The 23,029-nt window shown below is 49.4% G+C and carries 14 protein-coding genes, 1 tRNA gene and 1 pseudogene; 9 read left to right on the plus strand and 7 right to left on the minus strand.

The annotated features are described in order from the left end of the window. The first annotated feature begins 17 nt into the window (after window positions 1–17). Both BFO_RS15015 and BFO_RS08675 read left to right on the plus strand, forming a co-directional pair. Window positions 18–368, plus strand: a complete 351-nt coding sequence (locus tag BFO_RS15015) for an acyltransferase (RefSeq protein ID WP_074449949.1) — start codon at window positions 18–20, stop codon at window positions 366–368. Beyond that, window positions 344–1,681 (plus strand): glycosyltransferase, encoded by a 1,338-nt coding sequence (locus tag BFO_RS08675; protein ID WP_014225312.1) that lies wholly within the window; start codon window positions 344–346, stop codon window positions 1,679–1,681. Before BFO_RS15015 ends, BFO_RS08675 begins: the two co-directional genes overlap by 25 nt. On the opposite strand, the gene BFO_RS08680 is transcribed toward BFO_RS08675, so the two are convergent. Further along, a complete protein-coding gene (locus tag BFO_RS08680; RefSeq protein WP_014225313.1) occupies window positions 1,676–2,809 on the minus strand; it encodes a DUF1972 domain-containing protein in 1,134 nt (377 codons plus the stop codon). The genes BFO_RS08675 and BFO_RS08680 overlap by 6 nt on opposite strands. A 16-nt stretch (window positions 2,810–2,825) precedes the next feature. Beyond that, window positions 2,826–3,299: a 23S rRNA (pseudouridine(1915)-N(3))-methyltransferase RlmH gene (rlmH, locus tag BFO_RS08685; protein ID WP_014225314.1), complete on the minus strand. Its 474-nt coding sequence runs from the start codon at window positions 3,297–3,299 to the stop codon at window positions 2,826–2,828. Between the two features lie 196 nt (window positions 3,300–3,495). On the opposite strand from rlmH, the gene BFO_RS08690 reads away from it, so the two are divergent. From BFO_RS08690 to BFO_RS08700, 3 genes are read left to right on the plus strand one after another with little or no spacing between them, the layout of a single operon-like run. Then, window positions 3,496–3,867 carry a DUF4783 domain-containing protein gene (locus tag BFO_RS08690; protein ID WP_041590822.1) on the plus strand — a complete coding sequence of 124 codons (372 nt, stop codon included), beginning with the start codon at window positions 3,496–3,498 and terminating at the stop codon, window positions 3,865–3,867. A 23-nt stretch (window positions 3,868–3,890) separates the two neighbouring features. Beyond that, window positions 3,891–4,739 carry a carboxylating nicotinate-nucleotide diphosphorylase gene (nadC, locus tag BFO_RS08695; protein WP_014225316.1) on the plus strand — a complete coding sequence of 283 codons (849 nt, stop codon included), beginning with the start codon at window positions 3,891–3,893 and terminating at the stop codon, window positions 4,737–4,739. A 3-nt stretch (window positions 4,740–4,742) separates the two neighbouring features. Beyond that, window positions 4,743–7,457: a DUF5686 and carboxypeptidase regulatory-like domain-containing protein gene (locus BFO_RS08700; RefSeq protein ID WP_157755306.1), complete on the plus strand. Its 2,715-nt coding sequence runs from the start codon at window positions 4,743–4,745 to the stop codon at window positions 7,455–7,457. Between the two features lie 8 nt (window positions 7,458–7,465). On the opposite strand, the gene BFO_RS08705 is transcribed toward BFO_RS08700, so the two are convergent. Further along, a complete protein-coding gene (locus BFO_RS08705; RefSeq protein ID WP_014225318.1) occupies window positions 7,466–8,038 on the minus strand; it encodes an acyltransferase in 573 nt (190 codons plus the stop codon). 21 nt (window positions 8,039–8,059) lie between these two features. Then, on the minus strand, window positions 8,060–8,764 hold the full coding sequence (locus BFO_RS08710; protein WP_014225319.1) for an SAM-dependent methyltransferase: 705 nt from the start codon (window positions 8,762–8,764) through the stop codon (window positions 8,060–8,062). A gap of 464 nt (window positions 8,765–9,228) precedes the next feature. Between BFO_RS08710 and BFO_RS15640 the strand changes: the two genes are divergently transcribed. After that, on the plus strand, window positions 9,229–9,471 hold the full coding sequence (locus BFO_RS15640) for a hypothetical protein (protein ID WP_157755307.1): 243 nt from the start codon (window positions 9,229–9,231) through the stop codon (window positions 9,469–9,471). 763 nt (window positions 9,472–10,234) lie between these two features. On the opposite strand, the gene bspA is transcribed toward BFO_RS15640, so the two are convergent. From bspA to BFO_RS14095, 3 genes and pseudogenes are all read right to left on the minus strand, one after another. Beyond that, a complete protein-coding gene (gene bspA / locus BFO_RS14480; protein ID WP_157755308.1) occupies window positions 10,235–13,468 on the minus strand; it encodes a leucine-rich-repeat family virulence factor BspA in 3,234 nt (1,077 codons plus the stop codon). A gap of 521 nt (window positions 13,469–13,989) precedes the next feature. Then, window positions 13,990–14,238, minus strand: coding sequence for a DUF4469 domain-containing protein (locus BFO_RS08720; RefSeq protein ID WP_041590823.1), 249 nt, complete (start codon window positions 14,236–14,238; stop codon window positions 13,990–13,992). Window positions 14,239–14,835: 597 nt separating this feature from the next. Further along, window positions 14,836–16,039, minus strand: a pseudogene (locus tag BFO_RS14095) (IS110 family RNA-guided transposase). Window positions 16,040–16,236: 197 nt separating this feature from the next. On the opposite strand from BFO_RS14095, the gene BFO_RS08730 reads away from it, so the two are divergent. From BFO_RS08730 to purL, 3 genes are all read left to right on the plus strand, one after another. Further along, window positions 16,237–18,396, plus strand: a complete 2,160-nt coding sequence (locus BFO_RS08730; RefSeq protein WP_014225325.1) for an HRDC domain-containing protein — start codon at window positions 16,237–16,239, stop codon at window positions 18,394–18,396. A gap of 167 nt (window positions 18,397–18,563) precedes the next feature. Beyond that, window positions 18,564–18,636, plus strand: a tRNA-Lys gene (locus BFO_RS08735). Between the two features lie 609 nt (window positions 18,637–19,245). Then, window positions 19,246–22,926, plus strand: a complete 3,681-nt coding sequence (purL, locus tag BFO_RS08740) for a phosphoribosylformylglycinamidine synthase (RefSeq protein WP_014225327.1) — start codon at window positions 19,246–19,248, stop codon at window positions 22,924–22,926. Window positions 22,927–23,029: the final 103 nt, after the last annotated feature.

Genomic DNA, 23,029 nt, shown 5'->3' on the forward strand with positions numbered 1-23,029 from the left:
ATCTTCTAAGTAACAATATGGGTTTAGGGACACACGGATTTTGGGGCTGTGCCGGAGGGATAACGATTGGAGATGATACCATATTCGGGAATTATGTCAGTTTGCATGCTGAAAACCATATATTCTCAGACGTGGAGCCTCCTGTCAGATTCCAAGGTGTTACACATCAGGGTATTTCTATTGGCCGGAATTGCTGGACAGGAGCGAAAGTTACCATCTTAGACGGGGTTTCTGTCGGTGATGGGTGTGTGATAGCTGCCGGAGCAGTTGTGACAACCCAATTTCCGGCAAACTGTATCATTGGAGGAGTGCCGGCAAAAATCATAAAATACAGAGAACCTACATGCGCATCCTGCACTACACCTTAGGCTTATTTCCTTATCGCAGTGGAGGACTGACCCGTTACACCTCTGATCTGATGCAAGCCCAGAGCAAAAACCCGGAAGATCAAATTAGCTTATTATACCCCGGCGATATCAGTCTTATCAACACAAAAAGACATATCGTAAGACGCCGCTCTTACGGAAAGGTCAAGGTATATGAAATCAAGAATCCATCGATTGTTCCTCTTTTGCATGGGGTTAAATCGCCGGCAAGCATTACGCGAAACACGAATACATTATCTGAGGAAAAATTAGACCGGTTTTATGCACAAACACAGCCTGAGATCTTTCATCTTCATACCTTGATGGGGTTACCTTATGAGTTGCTTCTTTATCTGAAAAGGAAAGGAGTTAAGATTGTTTTCTCAACACACGATTATTTCGGATTATGTCCCAAAGTGAATTTTGTAGATCATTCAGGCAACGTATGTACCCGTCATTCCCCTTCTCTTTGCGCAACATGCAACCAGGATGCTCCGAGCGACATCTTCCTGCGTATTCGAAATCTTAAAGGACTGGCCTATTTAAAAAAATATCTACCGCACGGTATGCCCACAAAAAGAGAAACTCTCGTGCGAAAAAAAAAGTGTGATCTTAAAACGGAAGATTATGCCGATATGTTTGATTACTATCAATCTATCTATGGGTTAATCGACCTGTTTCACTTCAATAGTACGGTTTCTCAAAACGTCTATTGTTCTTATCTGCCGGAAATCCGAAATTTTGCAATCCTCCCAATTTCTCACGCTGCAATCATTGACCGGAAAGTAATCAAATGTTTTGATCGTTCCCTCTTTCGATTGGGCTTTATTGGGAGCTTGTCGCCTTACAAAGGTTTTCCCTTACTAAAAGAGGTATGTACGGCATTACAGAAAGAAGGAATTCATAATTGGAAACTAAGCGCTTGGGGGAATCGTACAGGCATTGATGCCGATTGTGACCGTATCGTCTATTGTGGCGCATACAAACAAGAACAATTGGCAGAGATCTTCTTCGGTATGGATATGTTGATCGTACCGTCTTTATGTTATGAAACATTTGGATTAGTCGTATTAGAAGCTCTCTCGTTCGGCGTCCCTGTGATGGTTTCAGCAACGGTGGGGGCAAAAGATATCGTTAAGACATATGATGAAAGATTCATTTTTCACACTCCCGAGGAATTAAACAGTAAACTCAAATGGATTTTAAGCGATGAGTCTATCTTGTCAGCGTATAATAAAACGATCTTATCTAAGGAAAACACATTCTCTTTAGATGAGCATATCCATAGAATAAGCTCATTATACCGCTCTTTATAAACGGTTCTCTGATAATAGCCTTAAGAAGTATGCCTCATAATCGTTGATCAGTTTCTCCCATGAATAGCCATTTTGAGTTACTTTCAAGTTACAAGCAATAATCCTGTTTTTTGTGGTGGGGCTCAATGTTGACATATTGCTCAATATTCGAGAAATATCTTCCTGATGATGAAAAAAAAGAGCATTTTCTTTCAAGATCGAGCGATTAAATTCATTATCATGTGCGGCAATGAAACATCCGGAAGCCATGGCTTCCAATAGGGATGGATTCGTTCCGCCTACACTGTGTCCGTGAAAATAAAGATAAGAAAAATGTCGTAACGCACATAACTTCTCGAAATCATATATGCCGTTTATAAAACGTATCCCTGCAGATTGACGATACTTGTTAACCAGATACTTGCCATGAGATGTTTTGATTCTGCCGACAATTATTAACGGCTTATCTCTCAGATTACTTTCAAGATATCCTTTAATGATCATCTCGATATTGTTTTCAGGTTCCATCCGGGCAATCACCAGCAGGTAATTCCCGGCGGTCAAATTAAACTCATGGAGATATTGTTCCCGATAGTGCCTGTTCATACATGCACCATAAGCTAAAAATTTACTCTCTTTTCCATATTTAGCCAAATGGTAATCATGAATTGCCTTGTTATCAGTTACAATATGTGAGCTATACCGGATTGCCATTTTTTCTTCCCAGCGTAAAAAACAACGTACCCATCGATTAAACTTTGGCCTCCGGTGTTCTAAACCATCCATATTCGTAATAAGAACAAGAGTTTTTAACTTTTTTACATTGAACCATATATAGGAGGGGACGACACTTGTGTATCCAAGCTCGTATAAGATATCAAACTTGTCTTTTTCTTTCAAGGCATCTTTCAAACAGGCATAATCATAGAAAAAACTTCCGAAAGAACTGCCCATCACATGTTCGGGACTACATATATGCTTTATTCGGACGCCTTTATAAACAGGTTCTTTGTAATCATGGAAGTGAGGAGAATAGACTGTCACGTCATGACCTTTTTCTACCAATCCCACAGATAAATATTCGGCGAACTGTTCGAATCCTCCATAATTATTCGGGATACCACGAGTCCCTAAAATTGCAATTTTCATTTATTTCTACAGTTTCCTACGGATGATGATACGGTTCACCACGGAGGATGGTCATTGCTCGATAAAGCTGTTCGACAAATATCGGACGAATCATTTGATGTGAGAAAGTCATCTTACTGAGCGATAAACGCTCGGAGGCCATTTGATATACCTCATCACTGAAGCCATACGGTCCGCCGATGACAAATACAAGACGCCTCGATACGATTTGTATTTTCTTTTCCAAATAAGCTGCAAACTGCATCGACGTATATTCTTTTCCTTGCTCGTCCAATAACACAAACCAATCGCCGGCCTGCATTGCTTTCCGTATTAAAACTCCTTCCTGCGTTTTTTGTTGTGACATCGTCAGATTTTTTGTATTTTTTACCTCTGGGAGTGCTTGTAATTCAAATGGTACATAATGCTGCAAGCGCCGCTGATACTCTGCCAAAGCCTCTTTCCAAAAAGAAGCTTCCGTTTTACCGACTGTGAGAAGTACAATATTCATTCGATTCTAATTTGACCGAGTAAAGATAAGACATATTTTTTACTGTAAATCCATAAAAAAAACTAACCGAATGCAATCTGCTGATGGAAAGCGTTCTAAACTTATTTTGGGAGCGTTTTTTCCATTTTTAACGCCCGACTTTGAAAATAATAGATACTTTTGTAATTAAGAATATTAAAGTAAGGAGGAAACAGCAATGAGAAAATTGGTTTTTATATTCGTATGTGCTCTCTCTGTTTTGAGTATGCAAGCTGTAGACATTACGCTGGTATCTAACGCATTTAAGAATGGTGATGCCACAATGTTAGCGAATAATATGAACTCGGAAGTAGATATTGCGGTCCCTAATGTTTCGCAAAAAGGTAGCGGAGCTGATGCGACGGCTGTTCTTACTCAGTTCTTTCAATCCAATAAACCGTCCGGATTTACCGTCGCACATCATGCCGATAAAAGCGACTGCGGGTTTATTGTCGGGAAGTTGCAGACATCGACGAAAGAATTTCGTGTAAATATTACGTATATAGTGAAAGAAGGTAAACCACTTATTCAGTCGATACGTATCGAATAAGTGCAAGAGACAGGATTATTCAAATGAAAAGTGCAGACCAACTGATTGACGAACTGATTACGCTCGCTTTCGCCGAAGACATCGGCGATGGCGACCATACGACCCTGTGTTGCATTCCCTCGACCGAGATGGGTAAGAGTCAGTTGATTATTAAAGAATCCGGTGTGTTGGCCGGTGTAGAAATGGCGCAACGTATTTTCAAGCATTTCGATCCCGATATGCGGATGGATATTTTTATCTGCGATGGGGCCGAAGTGAAGAGAGGAGATATTGCGTTTACGGTCGAAGGCAGGGTGCAGTCTCTTCTACAAACAGAGCGCTTGGTATTGAACGTGATGCAACGTATGAGCGGCATTGCTACGACGACGCGCCGATACGTGAAAGCGCTTGAAGGCACGAAGACCCGGGTGTTGGATACGCGCAAAACAACTCCGGGCATGCGCATGCTTGAGAAGGAGGCGGTACGTATCGGAGGGGGAGTCAATCATCGTATCGGGTTGTTCGATATGATCCTGCTGAAAGACAATCATGTCGATTTCGCCGGAGGGATCGAGCAGGCCATTACACGGGCACAGAGCTATCTGGAAGAAAAGAGGAAAAAACTCAAGATTGAGATTGAAGTCCGCAACTTCAAAGAATTGGACGAAGTAATGAAGGTCGGAGGAGTAGATCGCATCATGCTCGATAATTTCAGTCCGTCGGATACTCGTGAGGCGGTACGGCGTATCGGAGGTCGTTATGAAACGGAGTCGTCAGGAGGCATTACATTCGACACGCTACGCGATTATGCCGAATGCGGAGTAGACTATATCTCGGTAGGGGCACTGACTCATTCTATCCAAAGTCTTGACATGAGCCTTAAAGCCGTGTAAAGAGTGGAGCAGTTGGCATGTGATATGCGAAAACTTCTTCTTCTCTTTCCTTTGGTGGGGCTATGTTTTTCGGCCGTTTTTTCACAGGCGCAAAGTTTAAAGGGAACGATTACCGATACTGAGGGACGACCTGTCTCGTACGCAACGGTTTATATTCGTGAGATTGCATTAGGCATTGTCGCCAATGAGCAAGGTGAGTTTGTGTCGCATTTGGAGCAAGGGCGTTATGTGGGGGAATTTTCGGCTCTCGGATACGAAAAACAAATCCTTCCGTTTACCATTTCCGACTCCGAAACGCCTCTGCGAATAACGTTGCAACAGAAAGCGTATTCATTGGGGGAAGTCGTTGTCGATGGGAGAGGGGAGGACCCTGCATATGCCATTATGCGCAAGGCAATTGCACATGCTCCTTTTTATCGTTTTCAGGTTAAAGCTTATCAGGCGGATGTCTATATCAAAGGGACTCTCAAAACGGGTAAGCTGCCGTCTTTGGGCTCTGTCCTTATCGGGGAGCAGAAGACGAAGATAAAGAACCTCTCGAATAAGCTCTTTCTGATGGAGTCGCAAAATGAGGTGAAATTTAAAGCGCCGAATACCTACGACCAGAAAGTCGTCGCATTGTCTTCGTCGATTCCTGCCGAGTTCGACGATGAAAAAATGGCGATGAATGTCGTGACCAGCAACGTGTACGCCCCCGAACTGTTCGGCGTAACCTCACCATTGGCTCCGGGAGCTTTCACGTACTACAAATTCGTGTTGGAAGGCGTCACGACCGAAGGGAATCGGGTAATCAATAAAATCAGGGTTTTACCGAAGAAGAACAACACGCAGTTGGTGAACGGATGGCTTTATATTCTGGACGGTACATGGAATCTGCAACATATCGATTTCACCGTTAAACAGATGGGAGTGAGTTTGCGTAATCATGTGTCGTTTCATGAAGTCAAACCCGATGTGTGGTTGCCCACGGCCTATGATATGAGTATGAAGATCAATATGCTCGGCATAAAGGTCGAAGGGAAATACTATTCTTCGGTTCAATATCGACAGGTCGATGTGAACGAGAAACAAGCGCAGACCATTCAGCCGATGCTCCCTGTACAGTCGGTGTTGCCCGCAACGAAACGAACGACGAAGAAACAGTTGAAAGCCCGTAAAAAACTGGAGGAGTTGGCAGCCAAGGAGGAACTGACGACCCGCGACGCTTACAGGATGGCACAATTGATGCAGGACGCTGCCGAGACACCCGAAATCAAAGAAAAAAGAAAAAGTCTTCAACTTCAATCGTGGGACTCCACCGTTCGTATTACGCGCGATTCGCTGACCCTGCTACGTGATACCAACTACTGGAAGAAAATACGTACGCAGCCGTTGCAGACAGATGAAATCCTCAGCTACCGATGGAAGGACAGTCTGAAAAATGAAATCCGGAAAGAGAACCAAAGCGATTCGCTGAAAGGGCGAACGTTCGGGAAATGGATGTCGGCATCGTTGATGGGTGAGAAGATCAAGTTGGGCAAGCGGGCAAGGCTTGGATATGGCGGTCTGCTCCGGGCAGTACCGGAATACAATTTTGTCGACGGCTTTTGGATCGGACAGCGCCTTACTTTCGAGATGGACTTTACGCGAAAGAAGCCGAAAGGCGCTTCGGGCGAAGTCGTCATCTCTTCCTCTTCAAATGATCTTCCTCTCGATAGATCAATTACTTTCTCTCCGGAGGTTTATTACACAACAGCTCGTAAGGCGCTTGTTTGGCAAGTGAATACGGCGTTTCGTTACGATCCCATACGGCATGGAGAACTTGAACTCTCGGGTGGAGATATCACGGAAGATTATGCGGGTAAGAACGGTACGAACCGATTGATTAACTCCTTTGCGTCGTTGTTGTTTGCCGCGAATAGTACCAAGCTGTATCGTATGCGGTTTGCCGACGTTACGCATCGCATTGATGTGACGAACGGACTGCGCCTGTCGGCGACGATGCATTACGAACGGCGGTCAACCCTCGAGAACCATACATCTTATCGTATCTTCGGAGAGGCTCCGCATTCCAATCTCCCTCACGGATATACTTCGGTTCCGATGCCTGATCATACGGCTTGGATCGCCGGTATACAGTTGCGGTATACGCCGCGCTATTATTATCGGATTCAGGAGGGGCGGAAAATCTACGCGTATTCCGACTATCCGACTTTTAGCTTTTATTATCGGCAAGGTATCCCGTTCGGAGATACACGGAATGCCTCATTTACGATGCTCTCGGCCAGTGTGCTGCAGACCGTCAAACTGAACCTTTTCAATCGATTCTTTTATGGAGTCGATGCCGGTATTTTTCCGTCGGCAGAGAGACTCTATTTGCCCGATTTTAAGCACTTCATCACCCGTGAGCTGTATGTTGTCGATCGTCCGATGCAAACGGCTTTCAACTTGATTGATCACTATCGTTATGCGGCGAATGACAAATGGTTGCAGGGACATCTGATGTTCTCTTCCGATTATTTGCTCCTCAAGCATATACGTTTTATGCAAAACTATCTTTTTGATGAAGCGTTACACGTGCATTCACTCTGGATTCCGGGGCGGAATTACAGTGAGGCAGGGTACTCCGTCGGCTTTTCGGAAGCCGGACGGATCGGTGTTTTTGCCGGATTTAATAACGGCCGTTACGATGCCGTGGGCTTCACCGTCAGTCTGCCCCTGCTGCAATGGTTGAAGTAGGACGGGCGTTAAGATTCTCGTGTAACTTTTCCGTCGGTTAACCGATAGGTTTGATGACTTTCGGGACAGACGGCCAGTCCTTTGTCATCGAAGTCGAGACGATGACCGTATTCGCTCACCCAGCCCGTCTGACGTGCCGGATTACCTACCACCAGCGCGTAAGGCGGTACATCTTTCGTTACCACCGCACCTGCTCCGATCAGCGCATAGGCGCCGATGACGCACCCGCATACGACGGTCGCATTCGCTCCGATGGACGCTCCTTTCTCTACACGAGTCGGCCGGAATTCATGCTTGCGGGAGACGGCGCTACGCGGATTAATAACGTTCGTAAATACGCAGCTCGGTCCCAGAAAAACGTCGTCTTCACACGTCACGCCGGTATAGACCGAGACATTATTCTGCACCTTGACCCCATTGCCCAGACATACTCCCGGCGAGATGACGACGTTTTGCCCGATCGTGCAGTCACGGCCGATCGTGCAGCCGGACATGATGTGTGAAAAGTGCCAGATTCTCGTTCCCTGTCCGATGCTGGATCCTCCGTCGATAACGGCTGTTTCATGTGCCTGATATTCCATTTGCTGAAAGTGAAAGATTCCTTATTTGTAGAGTGCGAAAACGGTCGGTTTTTTGTTCAGGTCGGGTGCGTTTTTGCCCCATTCTTTTACGGGCTTCGTGCGTATCATTTCGTCTTCGCACGAGAGGTTCGAGGCTACGCACAATCGGGTCGACGGCCTGCATATTCGCACCAACTCCTCCAGTAGCTTGCCGTTTCGGTAAGGCGTTTCGATAAAGAGTTGCGTCTGGTTCTCGGAATAGATGCGCGCTTCCAATGCTTTGATCCGTGCTGCGCGTTGCGCCGCATCGATGGGCAGATAGCCGTGAAAGGCAAAGCTCTGTCCGTTGAATCCGGAGCCCATGATTGTCAACAGAATAGAAGAAGGTCCAACGAGGGGAACGACCTTATACCCTTTGCGCTGCGCGATGGCTACGATATCAGCCCCGGGATCGGCCACCGCCGGACAGCCCGCTTCGGAGATTATCCCGACCGACTCGCCCGCGGCCAGCGGTGTCAGGTACCCGGCTACCATGTGCGGCGACGTGTGTTTGTTCAATTCGTAGAAATGCAACTCGTCGATCATCAGCGACGGTTCCGTTTTCTTCAGAAACCGGCGCGCCGTGCGTATGTTCTCCACCACAAAATGGCGGATACCAAGAATCACCTCGCGATTATACGCCGGTAGCACCTTGTAGTGTTCCGTTTCGCCCAGGGTGACCGGAATCAGATAAAGAGCAGTTTCCATGTTCTGTTCAACAATCTTTTACGAAGCACAAAAGTACATAAAAAAAAGGATTCACGTACCGCGAGCCTCCGCAAAAAGCGGGGTAAGAAACAGTCCTTCGGATGTTTGTTTGAATTATGTTATGCCGTGTAGGGGCGAACACAAGGTTCGCCCCTACACGGCATAACATAATTCAATTGTTAATGGTTAATTGTCAATTGTCATACCAGGTACATGATTCGGCGTGTACCACGCATAACAATTAACCATTGACAATTAACAATTAATTTGTCATTCAGAGCGAAGCGAAGAATCTCTTTTCCTTTCCCTCGCGAGATTCCTCACGGTGTTCGGAATGACAAAGGCGGTTATTTGCGCCATTTGCGAAATTTGCGTTCGGTCTTTTGTCATTCAGAGCGTCAGCGAAGAATCTCTTTTCTGTTACTTTTGGCTTGACCCAAAAGTAACCCAAAGGTCAAGGCTTCGTGCGCTTCACACGCCCTCGCGACGCTCGCGGGTCGGAAAATCAGGTAACTCGCTTCGCTTCGGACAGCCTGATTTTCTTTCGCCCCGCTCACTGCTCCGTCGGCTCACCGCCCGAGGCCGAAGGACGAACGCCGAGGGCGTTCGAGGCGAGATTCCTCACGATGTTCGGAATGACAAAGGGTGGCGTTCGGAATGACAAAGGGTGGTGCGTTCGGATTCCGTGTACCACGCATAACAATTAACAATTGACCATTGACAATTGAATTACGTCCATTTGTGTCATTTGCGAAATTTGCGTTCGGATAACCCGGCATCACACAAAAAAAGGGCGAACACAAGGTTCGCCCCTACACGGCATAACATAATTCAATTGTCAATGGTTAATTGTTATACCAGGTACATGATTCGGCGTGTACCACGCATAACCATTGACAATTGACAATTAACAATTAATTTCATGATTCGGCGTGTACCACGCATAACAATTAACCATTGACAATTAACAATTAATTTGTCATTCAGAGCACTCTTTCTGTTACTTTTGGCTTGACCCAAAAGTAACCCAAAGGTCAAGGCTTCGTGCGCTTCACACGCCTTCGCGACGCTTGCAGGTCGGAAAATCAGGTAACTTGCTTCGCTTCGGACAGCCTGATTTTCTTTCGTCCTGCTCGCTGCTCCGTCGGCTCACCGCCCGAGGCCCATGGACGAACGCCGAAATGAATGGTCAATGGTTATTTTCTAAATACATGATTTGGCGTGTACCACGCATAACAATTAACCATTGACAATTAACAATTAACCATTAATTTGTCATTCAGAGCGAAGCGAAGAATCTCATTCTTTTCCCCACGGGATTCCTCACTACGTTCGGAATGACAAAGGATGGCGTTCGTAATTCGTAATTCGTCATTGATTTACGCGTTCGGACATCACACAAAAAAAGGGCGAACACAAGGTTCGCCCCTACATTGACAACATTAATTACTGTTGACTACTTTTCACTTTTCACTTTATAAGAATTTTGGTTACCCGTTCTCCTACGCGCACCACATACATGCCCGAGGACAGCGGAAGAACATGGTCGCCGGCGGAGGCGTTCATCGTGCGAACGAGCGAACCTACTACATTATATATATGTACCGTCTCGGGCGTGGGCAGGGTGAGGCGCAGCGCACCGTCGGCGGCGTAGACGCGCAGGCCGTCGATCGTTTGATTGGCCACGGTGTGAGTGAACGTGAACGGCACCGTGATGTTTTGCAGCGCGTAGCCTGCCGTAGGCGTGAATGTGAAGTTACGCAGCGCGGCTTTGTAGGTTCCTTTCGACGTGCCGGGCGCGGCCGTGCAGGCGAACGTCAGCAGGTTGCGTTTCTCCATCGTGCCGCCCGAGCGCAGACCGTTGGGTTTCATCTCCACGCGCTTGCCGGTCACGGTGACGGCATAGCCGGCTGCCAGCGACGCATCGGGTGCGGTCTTCTTCGCGTCGAGGGCGAAGCCTTCGGGCAGATCGACGTCGAACGAGAGCGTAAAGTCGGCATCGGAGGGTGCCACTAAGGCCAATCGTAACGTGTTATCGCCTCCCGACGTGACGGAAACCATCTGTTCGGCCGGTACGACGCGCACGCGGCAGGCCGTCTGCTGTCCGCCGACGTTGGCCACGACGGTAATATCGGCCCGTCCGGGCGCGAGGGCGGTGACGGTACCGTCTCTGCTCACGGTCGCGATGTCATTGTTCGAGGAATACCATTTCACGTCGCGGTTGATATCCGCGTCTTTGGGATAGGTCGTGACGACGAGGCGTTGCGAGGCGCCCTCGGGCAGCGTAAGTTCCGTATAATCGAGCGCGACGAAGGCGGGCCCGGGTTTGGGGTTTTGCGTGACGGTAACCGTTTCTTTCAGCGCGCCGGAGGCGAAGATGATCTTGGCCGTGCGGGGCTGCTCGTCTTCGTAGATCGGGGCGGTGACGGTGATTGTGCCGTCGTCCGTGCCCGAGAGTGCGGAGAGTGTGAGCCACGACGCGTCGCACCGGGCGGTCCATGCTCCGTTTGCGTTGACGGTGATCGGCTTCGTTCCGCCGGCGTCAACGAAGGAGAGCGTTTTTGGAGTCACAGAGAGGGCGGGTATCAGGGGGAGCTCTACGATCTGGAATTCTTTCCATACGTCCTTTGCTTCGTAAACGGCCTTCTTGCCGGCGGGCACATGCAGCTTGATATTCTGAGGCGTGAGATATTTAAAGACATCCTTCGAACCGATGTCGGGGATCGATGCATTATCCTTCCACGCTACGGTCAGATCCTTCAGCGCCGTGCAACCATCAAAGGCATTCTCTCCGATTGTGGTTATACTCTTCGGAAACGTGACGCTTGTCAGCGCATTGCAACTGTAAAAGGCCTTCTTTCCGATCGCGGTGAGGGCGTCGGGCAGCGTGAGGCTTGTCAGCGAGACACAATAGTGAAAGGTCTCCTGTCCGATCGCGGTTACGCTCTTCGGGATCGTGATGCTTGTCAGCTCCAAGCAATCATAAAAGGCCTTCTCTCCAATCGTGTTCACGCCGTCGGGCAGCGTGAGGCTTCTCAGGTCCCAGCAACCGCTAAAGGCGCTCTGTCCGATCGTGGTCACGCTCTTCGGAAGCGTGATGCTTTTCAGCGCGTCGCACCCGCTAAAAGCGAAATCTCCGACGGAGGTCACACCGTCTCCGATCGTTATTTTTTGGATCTCTTTTTGGAAAGCCCCCCAAAGCTGGTCGTTCGGGGTGGCAAAGTTCGGCATCGGCTTCGGTGTATCGGGCGTGGGATTGGTGATGGTGAGGGTTTTGGTGGCGGCGTCGTAGTTCCATTGCAGCCCGCCGAAGTCGTCATCCTCCACGATATTGAATTCTTTCCATACGTCCTTCGCTTCGTAAACGGTCTTCTTGCCGGCGGGCACATGCAGCCGAATTCCACTGAGTGTAAGTTCCCTAAATACATCTCTTTGGATGTCGATCGGCGTATCCCACGCTACGGTCACGTCCTTCAGCGCCCCGCAACCGTAAAAGGCGCTCTCTCCGATCGTGGCTACGCTGTTCGGAATGGTGATGCTTGTCAGCGCCCCGCAATTGTAAAAGGCGCCCCATTCGATCGTGGTGAGGCCGTCGGGCAGCGTGATGCTTTTCAGCCCCGAGCAACCGTAAAAGGCGCTCTCTCCGATCGTGGCTACGCTGTTCGGAATGGTGATGCTTGTCAGCACCCCGCAATTGTAAAAGGCTCTCTCTTCGATCGTGGTGAGGCCGTCGGGCAGCGTGATGCTTTTCAGCCCCGAGCAACCGTAAAAGGCGCTCCGTCCGATCGTGGTTACGCTGTTCGGAATGGTGATGCTTGTCAGCGACCCGCAATTGTAAAAGGCGCTCTCTCCGATCGTGGTGAGGCTGTTCGGAAACGTGATGCTTTTCAGCCCCGAGCAACCGTAAAAGGCGCTCCGTCCGATCGTGGTGAGGGCGTCGGGCAGCGTGATGCTTGTCAGCGCCCCGCAATCGTAAAAGGCGCTCTCTCCGATCGTGGTGAGGCTGTTCGGAAACGTGATGCTTTTCAGCCCCGAGCAACCTTTAAAGGCGCTCTCTCCGATCGTGGTGAGGGCGTCGGGCAGCGTGATGCTTGTCAGCGCCCCGCAACCGTAAAAGGCGCTCTCTCCGATCGCGGTGAGGCTGTTCGGAAACGTGATGCTTGTCAGCCCCGAGCAACCGAAAAAGGCCCACTCTCCGATCGTGGTTACGCTGTTCGGAATGGTGATGCTTGTTAGCCCCGTACAACCGCTAAGGGCGCTCTGTCCGATCGCGGTGAGGCTGTTCGGAAGCGTGATGCTTGTCAGCCCCGAGCAACCTTTAAAGGCCCACTCTCCGATCGTGGTTACGCTGTTCGGAATGGTGATACTTGTCAGCCCCGAGCAACCTTTAAAGGCGTGATCTCCGATCGCGGTGAGGCTGTTCGGAAGCGTGACGCTTGTCAGCGCGCAATCTGAAAAGGCATTATTTCCTACGGAGGTCACACCGTCGCCGATCGTTACGGTTTGGATCTTGCTTTGGAGAGAATGCCAAGGTATTTCGCTTGCATTATTAAAGTCCGGCATGGCGCCCGTTCCGGTGATGGCGAGGGTTTTGGTGCCGGAGTCGTAGCTCCAGTTCAGCGGTCCGGTGGTTCCGCTGTTTTGCGCCGCAGCGCCAAGGGCTGTCATCAGCCCGATGATCAAAGTAAAAATTTTCATTCTCACAGTTTTGTACAATTTGATGTTAATAATCATTTTTCATTATTCACTATTTGTTATTCGTTTCTTTTATTGTTCAGAGCGTTCTTTCCGTTACTTTTGGCTTGACCCAAAAGTAACCCAAAGGTCAAGGCTTCGTGCGCTGCGCTTCGCTCTTTCCCCCTTTGAAGGGGGGGAGGGGGGGATGTCCCTCTGCGTTCGGGCACATAACAATTGACAATTAACCATTAACCATTGAATTATGTCAGGCTTTCAGCCCTCCGCCGAGGGGGTCGCCCTGTTTTCCCAACGCTTCGCTTCGCTACGCATTGGGCTGAATTATTACGCCCTTTCAGGGCTCTTACAGCTGTCAGCAATCAGCCAACAATTCAACACCTAAACCCCTCAACGCCCCGAAGGGGTTAGCTCGCATGGGCACAAGGGCTGAAAGCCTGACATAATTTGACAGGTACGTATGCGCCGCCCTAATACGTGTTTATTAGGCATCCTAATACGTGCTTATTAGACGCCCTAATATGCCGGACTGATTATTTAACCGTTAATGTCTTCTCGAACACGCTTGTCCGAGGTTCTTTCAACCATTGCTTCCCCATCGAATACTGCGTCGTTACTTCCAACTGGTACGTCCCGGCGGGGAGGGCGGGGATGATGATCATCAGCTCCGAGGGGTTGTTGATCACGATGTCGGCTTCGTCCACCTTGGTGGCGGCCGAATGACAGATGTCGGCCGCGTATGATGAAAAGATGCGCAACGTCCGTTGCTCCGCATGTGACATACGGAGACATAAGGAGTTATTATGTAGGTGTTAATAAATGTAAATAGGGGGGGGTAAATTGAGGCGTTATCGGTCGGGTGTCAGGGTGCGAGACACGGTTCGTTGCGGCGTGCGCGTCCGTCCGTAGCGTTATCGATAGTGTCTGTCTGCCTCTGCCTTTCATTGACCGTTCCTGTTTATTTGTTCTTTACGGTGCAAAGATATAACAATTTTCCAAGTTAGATAATGAGCAAATTACTCAAATACACCTCCACTTTTCTCTTTCAAAACGATTCATCGGCGTTTTTTATGTTACCAAAGACAGGGGGGTGAGCTTTTTATGTACCTTTCCTCTAAAACGTATTTTGTGAGTTTGCTTAGATTGCTGCTCAATCCCTCCCAAATTCGGTTGTTTGGGTGACTATAACACACGACTGTTGGCTCCGTGACGGTCGGTGTGTCTCGGAGATTGCGAATATAAGTATGTTACTTTCCTCTACAAGCTTGGGTAGCTTATGCCGGTGTCCGACTCCTTCCGGTGTATCTGTAAATTTGCGAAACGGGCTACTTTGTGCACCACAAAGGTAATTACGTGGCACCGAAAGGTATATCAAATGGCTAATCGGCCATATACGATTCAAGCAGTTTGATTTGTCCTTCTGTTCTTTTCAACTCTTCCTGCCTTTTGAGATAAATGTCAATGAAATCCTCTTCTTTGGAGAGCATGTGCCATACGGCAACGAGTATTTTCCGGGCGATGGCCACCTGGATCTTCATTTTGTTCTTTTTCTTGACGGTAGTTTGGAGGTAGCTGAAATGAGAGAAGAAACAGTTTCGGGTTCGTGATGCCGCCCATGCAATTTCGATCAATATTTGTCTGAGGGTATCTGTTTCCGTGTGTCACTTTTCTGCTTTTGAAACGCCCGTTGCTTACATCGTTACGCGGTTTCAGACCGCACCATCCCACAAGGCTTGCCGCCGTAGCGAACATCTTCATATCAACACCTGTTTCCGCAATGATTGCCGTGGCTGCGCGTTCCTTGACACCGGGGATGGTTTGCAGGCGTTCGTATGGTTTGGGGTAATGTTCTTTGCAGAGCCGGACGAGTTCTTGCTGACAGTACGCCGTCTGTTCTTCGATCAGGTCGAGTGTTTCCTTCAATTGTCTGAGAACAATCAGGTCAGTTTCTGAGAACGAGCCTGTCAGCGCGGCTTTCACTCTCTCACGTCCATGTTTGTTGAGTATGCGTCCATGCACAAGCCTGAGGAGTTCATCAGGATCGGTCTGTCCGTCGATTATCGCTTTGAGTACAGACCGATAGCTTTTGCTTTTGGTGGTAGCCACGTAATTGCTGAGCCTAAAACCGCATCTTTGCAAAGCTGCGTCGAGTTTGTTGCTGTTGTAGGTCGTATCTTCGCACAGGTCCATGATACGGCGGTTCAATTTGCGCATATCCTGAACGATGGGCTCGGGAACGAAGCTTCCCTTGATGAGATTTTTCAGAAGACACTCCGCGATCCATCGGGCATCCTTCACGTCACTTTTCCTGCCGGGAAGCTGCTTGATGAAATAGGGATTCACCAATCTGAGTTCCATCGATTCGCAGAGTTCGTTCCATACCGGAACCCAATAGACGGCCGTGCTCTCCATAGCTGCTTCGGTGACACCATGGGCTCTCATGTCATGATGCATCTGACGCAAGTCCGGAGTAAGCACTCCATAAGTATTTTCCCAAATAATGGCCTGGTCATACCCCATAATACAGAGATAGATGCTATCTTTGTGCACATCAAGGCCGGCAACTGTTCGAGTTCTGTTCATAATTATTTTTTTTAATTTTTTTCCTCCAAGATAGTAAAATTGTGGCTAAGAACACGCAAAGGAGGGGACAGAAAACAGAGCGTCGGCCTTGTGTTTTTATCTGCCCGGTGTAAAATCTCGAGGATTTTATCTAAATTTGCAAAGTGAAAATACAATCGGACGACATAATAAATCTGCATCAATCCCTACCTTTCTGTATGAATCCCAACTCATCTGTCGACATTTACGCTTTGGCTGAAAAGTTCGTCGAGCAAACGGCCTGTCCCGTTTTTCTGACCGGCAAGGCCGGGACCGGCAAGACGACTTTTCTGAAGCATCTCCGTGAGCATACGCAGAAGCAGATGGCCGTCATTGCCCCTACGGGAGTGGCGGCGATCAACGCCGGAGGCGTCACGATCCATTCGTTCTTTCAACTGCCCTTCACCCCGTTCGCCCCGATCCCGCAGGGACGGAAAAACCTGATTGCGAAAAGTAAACTTACGACTGCCCGCCGAAAAGTACTGCAAGAGCTGGAGCTTCTCGTCATCGACGAAATCAGTATGGTGCGTGCCGATCTGCTCGATGCCGTCGATACCATGTTGCGCCATTTCCGTTATCGCGCCAACGAACCGTTCGGCGGCGTACAGGTTGTTTATATCGGCGACATGTATCAGCTCTCTCCGGTCGTGCCGGACGAAGAACGGCAACTGCTCTTACAGTTCTACGAAGGGCCTTATTTCTTTCAGAGCAAGGTTATCCGGCAACAGCCTCCCGTTTTTATCGAACTGGATCGTGTCTTCCGGCAAACGAACGAACAGTTTATCTCCCTGCTCAACGAAGTGCGCAATAACTGCCTGACGGAAGCAGGCGAACAATGCCTTAACAGCCGTTACATCGCCGACTTCCGCCCTTCAAACGAAGACGGCTATATTACGCTGACGACGCACAATGCCAAAGCAGACCGTATCAATTATGAGGAACTGGACAAAATCGACCGGGATATTTTTTACTTTGATGCGCAGGTACAGGGCGATTTTCCGGAGAAAAGTTTCCCGAACGACGAACGATTGAAGTTAAAGAAGGGTGCACGTGTGATGTTTATCGCCAACGATATGGAGACTCCCCGCCGCTACTACAACGGAAAAATCGGGGTGGTTACCGACATCGATGAAGAGCATATCCGGGTAAAAACCGATCCCGACGATGAACCGATCGAGGTCAAGCGGGAAACATGGCAAAATATTCATTACACCGTCAACAAAGAGACGAACCAGATCGAAGAGCATAAGCTCGGCAGCTATACGCAATATCCGCTACGGCTGGCCTGGGCTATTACAATTCATAAAAGCCAGGGACTTACGTTCGATCGGGTCGTCATCGATGCGCAGGCCGCGTTTGCTCCGGGACAGATCTATGTGGCGCTCAGTCGCTGTCGCTCGCTCGAGGGCATCGTCCTCTCTTCACCCCTCAACACGCAGGCTTTGCAGGTCGACAGACACATCGTCCGCTATGTGCAGCAAAAACCTTCGGCCCGCGAGTTGGAGGCGCAAATCAATGTTTTTAAAGAACGTTACAATGAACAGGTGTTGTTTGATATCTTCAATTTCAGCGATATGGTCTACGAAATGCGAAGGTTCTATGAACAAACCGTTAACGAGAAGAACGCCTTCAATGACGAAACGCTTCCTTTCATCAGCCGGATGATGGATCAGACCGACCGCCTGAACCGGGTGACAACCACGTTCCGCAAACAGCTGCAATACCTTCTTCATACCTCCGATACTCAACGGACAAACGAACGCATCAAAGCTGCTTCGGATTATTTTGCTACGCATTTGACGTCGCTCATCGCCGAAGGGGAGAAATCGCCCGCCCGCACCGATAGCCGTGCGTCGGCACGTGACTATAACGATGCCCTGACGACGATCCTTACTCGTCTGGCCTATAAAAAACATCTGATTGGGGGGATAGGCGATGGTTTTTCCATAACCCGCTACTTCGAACTGAAAGCTACATTTACCGCTCCTCCCGGCCCCGTCAACGCGTACGCGGCAGCCCATAAAGAGTTGAAGACGGAAACGGAGCATCAGGAATTGTTCAGGCTGCTGGCCGGCTTACGGAAAGAGTTGTGCGAAGAAACCGGCGCACCGGCTTATCTCGTAGCCGCTACGAAAACATTGATCGAATTATGCAACATGCGTCCTCAAACACCCGAGGAATTGATGGGTGTCAAAGGATTCGGAAAGATTAAGACACAGAAATACGGCGATCGCTTTCTGGAAATTATCAACGAGTATTGTCGCAAATACGGCCTGAGCTCACTGATCGATCCTTCCGATCATACGAAAAAAAGAAAGAGGCGAAAAACCGACTCGTGAAAGCATTTCATGCCGAAGCCGACGTATGACTGCTCATAAGTAAAAAGCGGTTAGAAAACAATTGATTGGATGTTCTTCTGTAAAAAAAAGCGATAAAAAGGTTTGCAGAAAACAAAATAACTTCTACTTTTGCACTCGCTAAGTCGGGAAAGACTTTGTTATTGTATGACTCCGTAGCTCAGTTGGTAGAGCAAATGACTCTTAATCATTGGGTCGAGAGTTCGAGTCTCTCCGGGGTCACATCGTGCAAAAGGTTTCTTAATAGGGTTTTACGGCACTGTCGTAAGACCCTGTTTTCGTTTCGGGGGGGGCGAGTGATGCACCTGAAGTCTTCCTGGGACAACGACTGCAAGGAAAGGGTTTACTTTTATCCCAAATTACGCGATAGATTGTTCGGCGTTTACCATTAATAATGGATGTGCGAATGTACGACAATGGTTACGTCAGGCTTACAGCCCTCCCAACGGGGATATTGCTTTTTCCCCAACGCTTCGCTTCCGCTCCGCATTGGGCTGAATTATCTCGCCCTTTCAGGGCTGTTTTTCAATGGTTAATTGTCAATGGTTATTTGTCGGGTACATGATTCGGCGTGTACCACGCATAACCATTAACCATTGTCCGAAAGGGCTGAAAGCCCGAATTATTTCAGCCCCATCCCGCAAGGGTGGGGTATCGACATCCGGACCTTGTTCGGAGGGCTGAAGGCCTGAATTAAATTCATTCTTATTTCTTCTATTGCGTAATCTGGGTTTATTCCGGCATCTCATCGCGTCATTTGTTCGAAGGAACCATTTTTTTTACCTATCTTTGAGGCGTAATTAAATAATCATTAATCATAAGGAATTATATATGATTCAGTTTTTTCAATCGTCGGACAAGAGCGTCTTAGCGGTAGAGACCTCCCATACATTCTCGAAGAACGATATCGAAAAATTAATCTGGCTGTTCAGCGGCGCCACTCCGGTAGAGGCGGATGTGGTTAAGGGACGATTTGTCGGGCCGCGTCGTGAAATGATCACGCCGTGGAGCACGAATGCTGTCGAAATCACGCAGAACATGGGCCTGGAAGGAATTGCGCGTATCGAAGAATATGTTCCCCTCTCGCCGGAGAAGGGACATGACCCGATGTTGCAACATGTCTATGACAACCTTGACCAGCAACTGTTCACGATCGACCGGAAGCCTGATCCGATCGTGTATATCGACGATATTGCGGCCTACAACGAGCAGGAAGGACTTGCGCTGAGCGCCGACGAGGTGGGCTACCTCAACGAAGTAAGCAAAAAACTGAAACGTAACTTGACCGACAGCGAAGTGTTCGGGTTTTCGCAGGTGAATTCCGAGCATTGCCGGCATAAAATCTTCGGTGGTACCTTCATTATCGACGGCGAAGAAAAGGAGCATTCCCTCTTTGCTCTGATCAAAAAAACATCGGCCGAGAACCCGAACAAGCTGGTGTCGGCCTATAAAGACAATGTAGCATTCAATGCCGGCCCGACCGTCGAGCAATTTGCCCCACTGTCGGCCGATAAGCCCGATTATTTCTCGATCAAGAAGATCGATACCGTACTGTCGCTGAAAGCCGAAACGCATAATTTCCCGACAACCGTCGAGCCGTTCAACGGTGCCGCTACCGGCACGGGAGGCGAGATTCGCGATCGTCTGGGCGGAGGCAAGGCTTCTCTTCCCATAGCGGGAACAGCCGTGTATATGACCTCCTATCCCCGCACCGAAGAAAACCGCTCATGGGAGAACATACTCGATCCGCGTCGATGGTTGTATCAGTCGCCCGAACAAATCTTGATCAAAGCATCGAACGGCGCTTCCGATTTCGGGAATAAGTTCGGACAACCGCTGATCTGCGGGTCGCTGCTCACTTACGAGCACACCGAGAACGAGAAGAAATATGCATACGACAAAGTCATCATGCTGGCCGGAGGCGTGGGCTATGCCAACAAACGCGATGCCCTCAAAGGTGATCCGAAGCCGAAGGAAAAAGTGGTGATCATCGGAGGTGATAATTATCGCATCGGTATGGGGGGAGGCGCTGTCTCGTCGGTCGATACGGGACAATATACAAGCGGTATCGAGTTGAATGCCGTGCAGCGTGCCAATCCGGAGATGCAGAAACGGGCGGCCAACGTGATCCGTGCCATCGCCGAGTCCGAAAGTAACCCCATCATCTCGATCCACGACCATGGAGCGGGGGGACACCTGAACTGTCTGTCCGAACTTGTCGAAGCGACCGGCGGACATATCGACATGTCGAAGCTCCCCGTCGGCGATCCGACCCTTTCGGCGAAGGAAATTATCGGGAACGAGAGCCAGGAGCGTATGGGGTTGTTGATGAAAGAAAAAGACGTTGAGCGTGTGCGGCGTATCGCTGAACGTGAACGCGCTCCGATGTACGTTGTCGGTCAAACGACGGATGACATGAAGTTTGTTTTCGAGCAGCAGGATGGCGTACGCCCCATCGATATCAAACTCGAGTACATGTTCGGTAAGCCGCCGCGTACCATCATGGAAGATCAGACGGTCGACGAAGCATATTCTCCTGTAAAATATAAGGAAGCCGATTTGCACCGCTACCTCGAAAATGTGCTCCAACTCGAAGCCGTAGCCTGCAAAGACTGGCTGACGAACAAGGTCGACCGCAGTGTAACGGGCAAGATCGCCCGTCAACAGTGTCAGGGAGAGTTGCAGCTGCCGCTCAGCGACCTTGGCGCCGTGGCGCTCGACTATCGCGGTCAGGCCGGTATGGCTACCTCCATCGGCCATGCTCCGCAAGTCGCGTTGATCGATCCGGCCGCCGGATCGGTGATGGCGATTGCCGAAGCACTGACGAATATTGTTTTTGCCCCGCTGGCCGATGGGCTTACCAGTGTTTCGTTAAGCGCTAACTGGATGTGGCCCTGCCGAAATAAGGGCGAGGATGCAAGGCTCTACAAAGCCGTTGAGGCGGCATCGGATTTTGCCTGCGCACTCGGTATCAACATCCCGACCGGCAAGGATTCTCTTTCGATGACCCAGAAATACGGCACGGACAAAGTCTTTTCGCCCGGCACGGTGATTATCTCGGCTGCAGGTGAAGTGAGCGACATCCGCAAGATTGTTTCGCCCGTACTTGCGCGCGATAAACATACCTATATATATTATATCGATTTCTCGTTCGATGCTCTCCGTCTCGGCGGTTCGGCTTTCGCACAGTCGCTCGGCAAAGTGGGCAGTGAGGCGCCGACAGTCAGAGACTTCGATTACTTCCGCGACGCATTCAATGCCGTGCAGGAAGCGATCGACAAAGGGTTGATACTTGCCGGACATGACATTTCGGCAGGCGGGATGATCACCGCACTGCTCGAAATGTGTTTCGCTAATGTCGAAGGCGGACTGGAAGTGGATTTGAACGCCATAGCCGAAGAAGATATCGTTAAAATCCTGTTTGCCGAGAATCCGGGTGTCCTCGTTCAGGTGAAAGAGAAGAGCGTCTTCGAGAAGCAGATGCGGGCGGCCGGTATCGGATTCGCACGTATCGCACGGCCGACAGACGAACGGCATCTCATCGTGACGAAAGATGATACGACTTATCATTTCGGTATTGATTATATGCGCGATGTCTGGTACAAGTCGTCGTATCTGCTCGATATGCGGCAGAGTGGGAACGAATGTGCCGGCAACCGGTACGAGAACTACAAGATGCAACCGCTCGAATACAAGTTCCATAAAGATTTTGTCGGGACGCTCGCATCTTACAAGCTAACGGCCGACCGTCGTAAGCGGAGCGGTGTCCGTGCGGCTATTCTGCGCGACAAGGGTACAAACGGTGAGCGCGAGATGGCTTATACGCTCTATCTGGCCGGCTTCGACGTGAAAGACGTGCATCTGACCGACCTCGCTTCGGGGCGTGAAACGCTCGAAGATGTGAACTTCATCGTCTTCTGCGGCGGATTCTCCAACTCCGACGTGCTCGGTTCCGCCAAGGGGTGGGCTGCCGGTATCCTTTATAACGAGAAGGCCAAGCAAGCCATCGATCGTTTTTACGCACGTAAAGATACGATGAGCCTCGGCATCTGCAACGGCTGTCAGCTGATGGCCGAACTGGGACTGCTTTATCCTGAACACGAAGAGAAGCATAAGATGAGGCATAACCGTTCTCACAAATTTGAATCGGGATTTGTAGGGTTGGATATTCCGAAGAATCATTCCATCATGCTCGGCTCACTATCGGGCACGAAGCTCGGAGTCTGGATTGCGCACGGCGAAGGGCGGTTTGAATTCCCGTACGACGAAAAGCAATACCACATTGTGGCGAAGTACAGCTACGACGGTTATCCCGCCAATCCGAACGGTTCGCCGTGGGCTGTTGCCGGCGTTTGCTCGGCCGATGGCCGACACCTCGCCATGATGCCTCACCCCGAACGATCCATCTTCCCGTGGCAATGCGGATATTATCCCGCCGACCGCCTCGGCGACGACGTGACACCATGGATCGAGGCGTTTCTCAATGCCCGTCGATGGATTGAAGCACACTGATTCTGCACCCCGACATATCGGGGTGTTTGAAACAGGAAAATAGACACACTAAAATGATTGAGAGACCGAAGAATCGAGAATTCTTTGGTCTCGGTTTTAACAA

This window comes from Tannerella forsythia 92A2, assembly GCF_000238215.1.
Lineage (GTDB): Bacteria > Bacteroidota > Bacteroidia > Bacteroidales > Tannerellaceae > Tannerella > Tannerella forsythia.

Excerpts from the sequence above, each read along its gene's own strand:
- BFO_RS08720 (WP_041590823.1), bottom strand. The coding sequence starts at position 14,238 with ATGTCACATGCGGAGCAACGGACGTTGCGCATCTTTTCATCATACGCG.
- BFO_RS08710 (WP_014225319.1), bottom strand. The coding sequence starts at position 8,764 with ATGGAAACTGCTCTTTATCTGATTCCGGTCACCCTGGGCGAAACGGAA.
- BFO_RS08690 (WP_041590822.1), top strand. The coding sequence starts at position 3,496 with ATGAGAAAATTGGTTTTTATATTCGTATGTGCTCTCTCTGTTTTGAGT.
- purL (WP_014225327.1), top strand. The coding sequence starts at position 19,246 with ATGATTCAGTTTTTTCAATCGTCGGACAAGAGCGTCTTAGCGGTAGAG.
- BFO_RS08705 (WP_014225318.1), bottom strand. The coding sequence starts at position 8,038 with ATGGAATATCAGGCACATGAAACAGCCGTTATCGACGGAGGATCCAGC.
- BFO_RS08730 (WP_014225325.1), top strand. The coding sequence starts at position 16,237 with ATGAATCCCAACTCATCTGTCGACATTTACGCTTTGGCTGAAAAGTTC.
- nadC (WP_014225316.1), top strand. The coding sequence starts at position 3,891 with ATGAAAAGTGCAGACCAACTGATTGACGAACTGATTACGCTCGCTTTC.
- rlmH (WP_014225314.1), bottom strand. The coding sequence starts at position 3,299 with ATGAATATTGTACTTCTCACAGTCGGTAAAACGGAAGCTTCTTTTTGG.
- BFO_RS08680 (WP_014225313.1), bottom strand. The coding sequence starts at position 2,809 with ATGAAAATTGCAATTTTAGGGACTCGTGGTATCCCGAATAATTATGGA.
- BFO_RS08675 (WP_014225312.1), top strand. The coding sequence starts at position 344 with ATGCGCATCCTGCACTACACCTTAGGCTTATTTCCTTATCGCAGTGGA.
- BFO_RS15015 (WP_074449949.1), top strand. The coding sequence starts at position 18 with ATGGGTTTAGGGACACACGGATTTTGGGGCTGTGCCGGAGGGATAACG.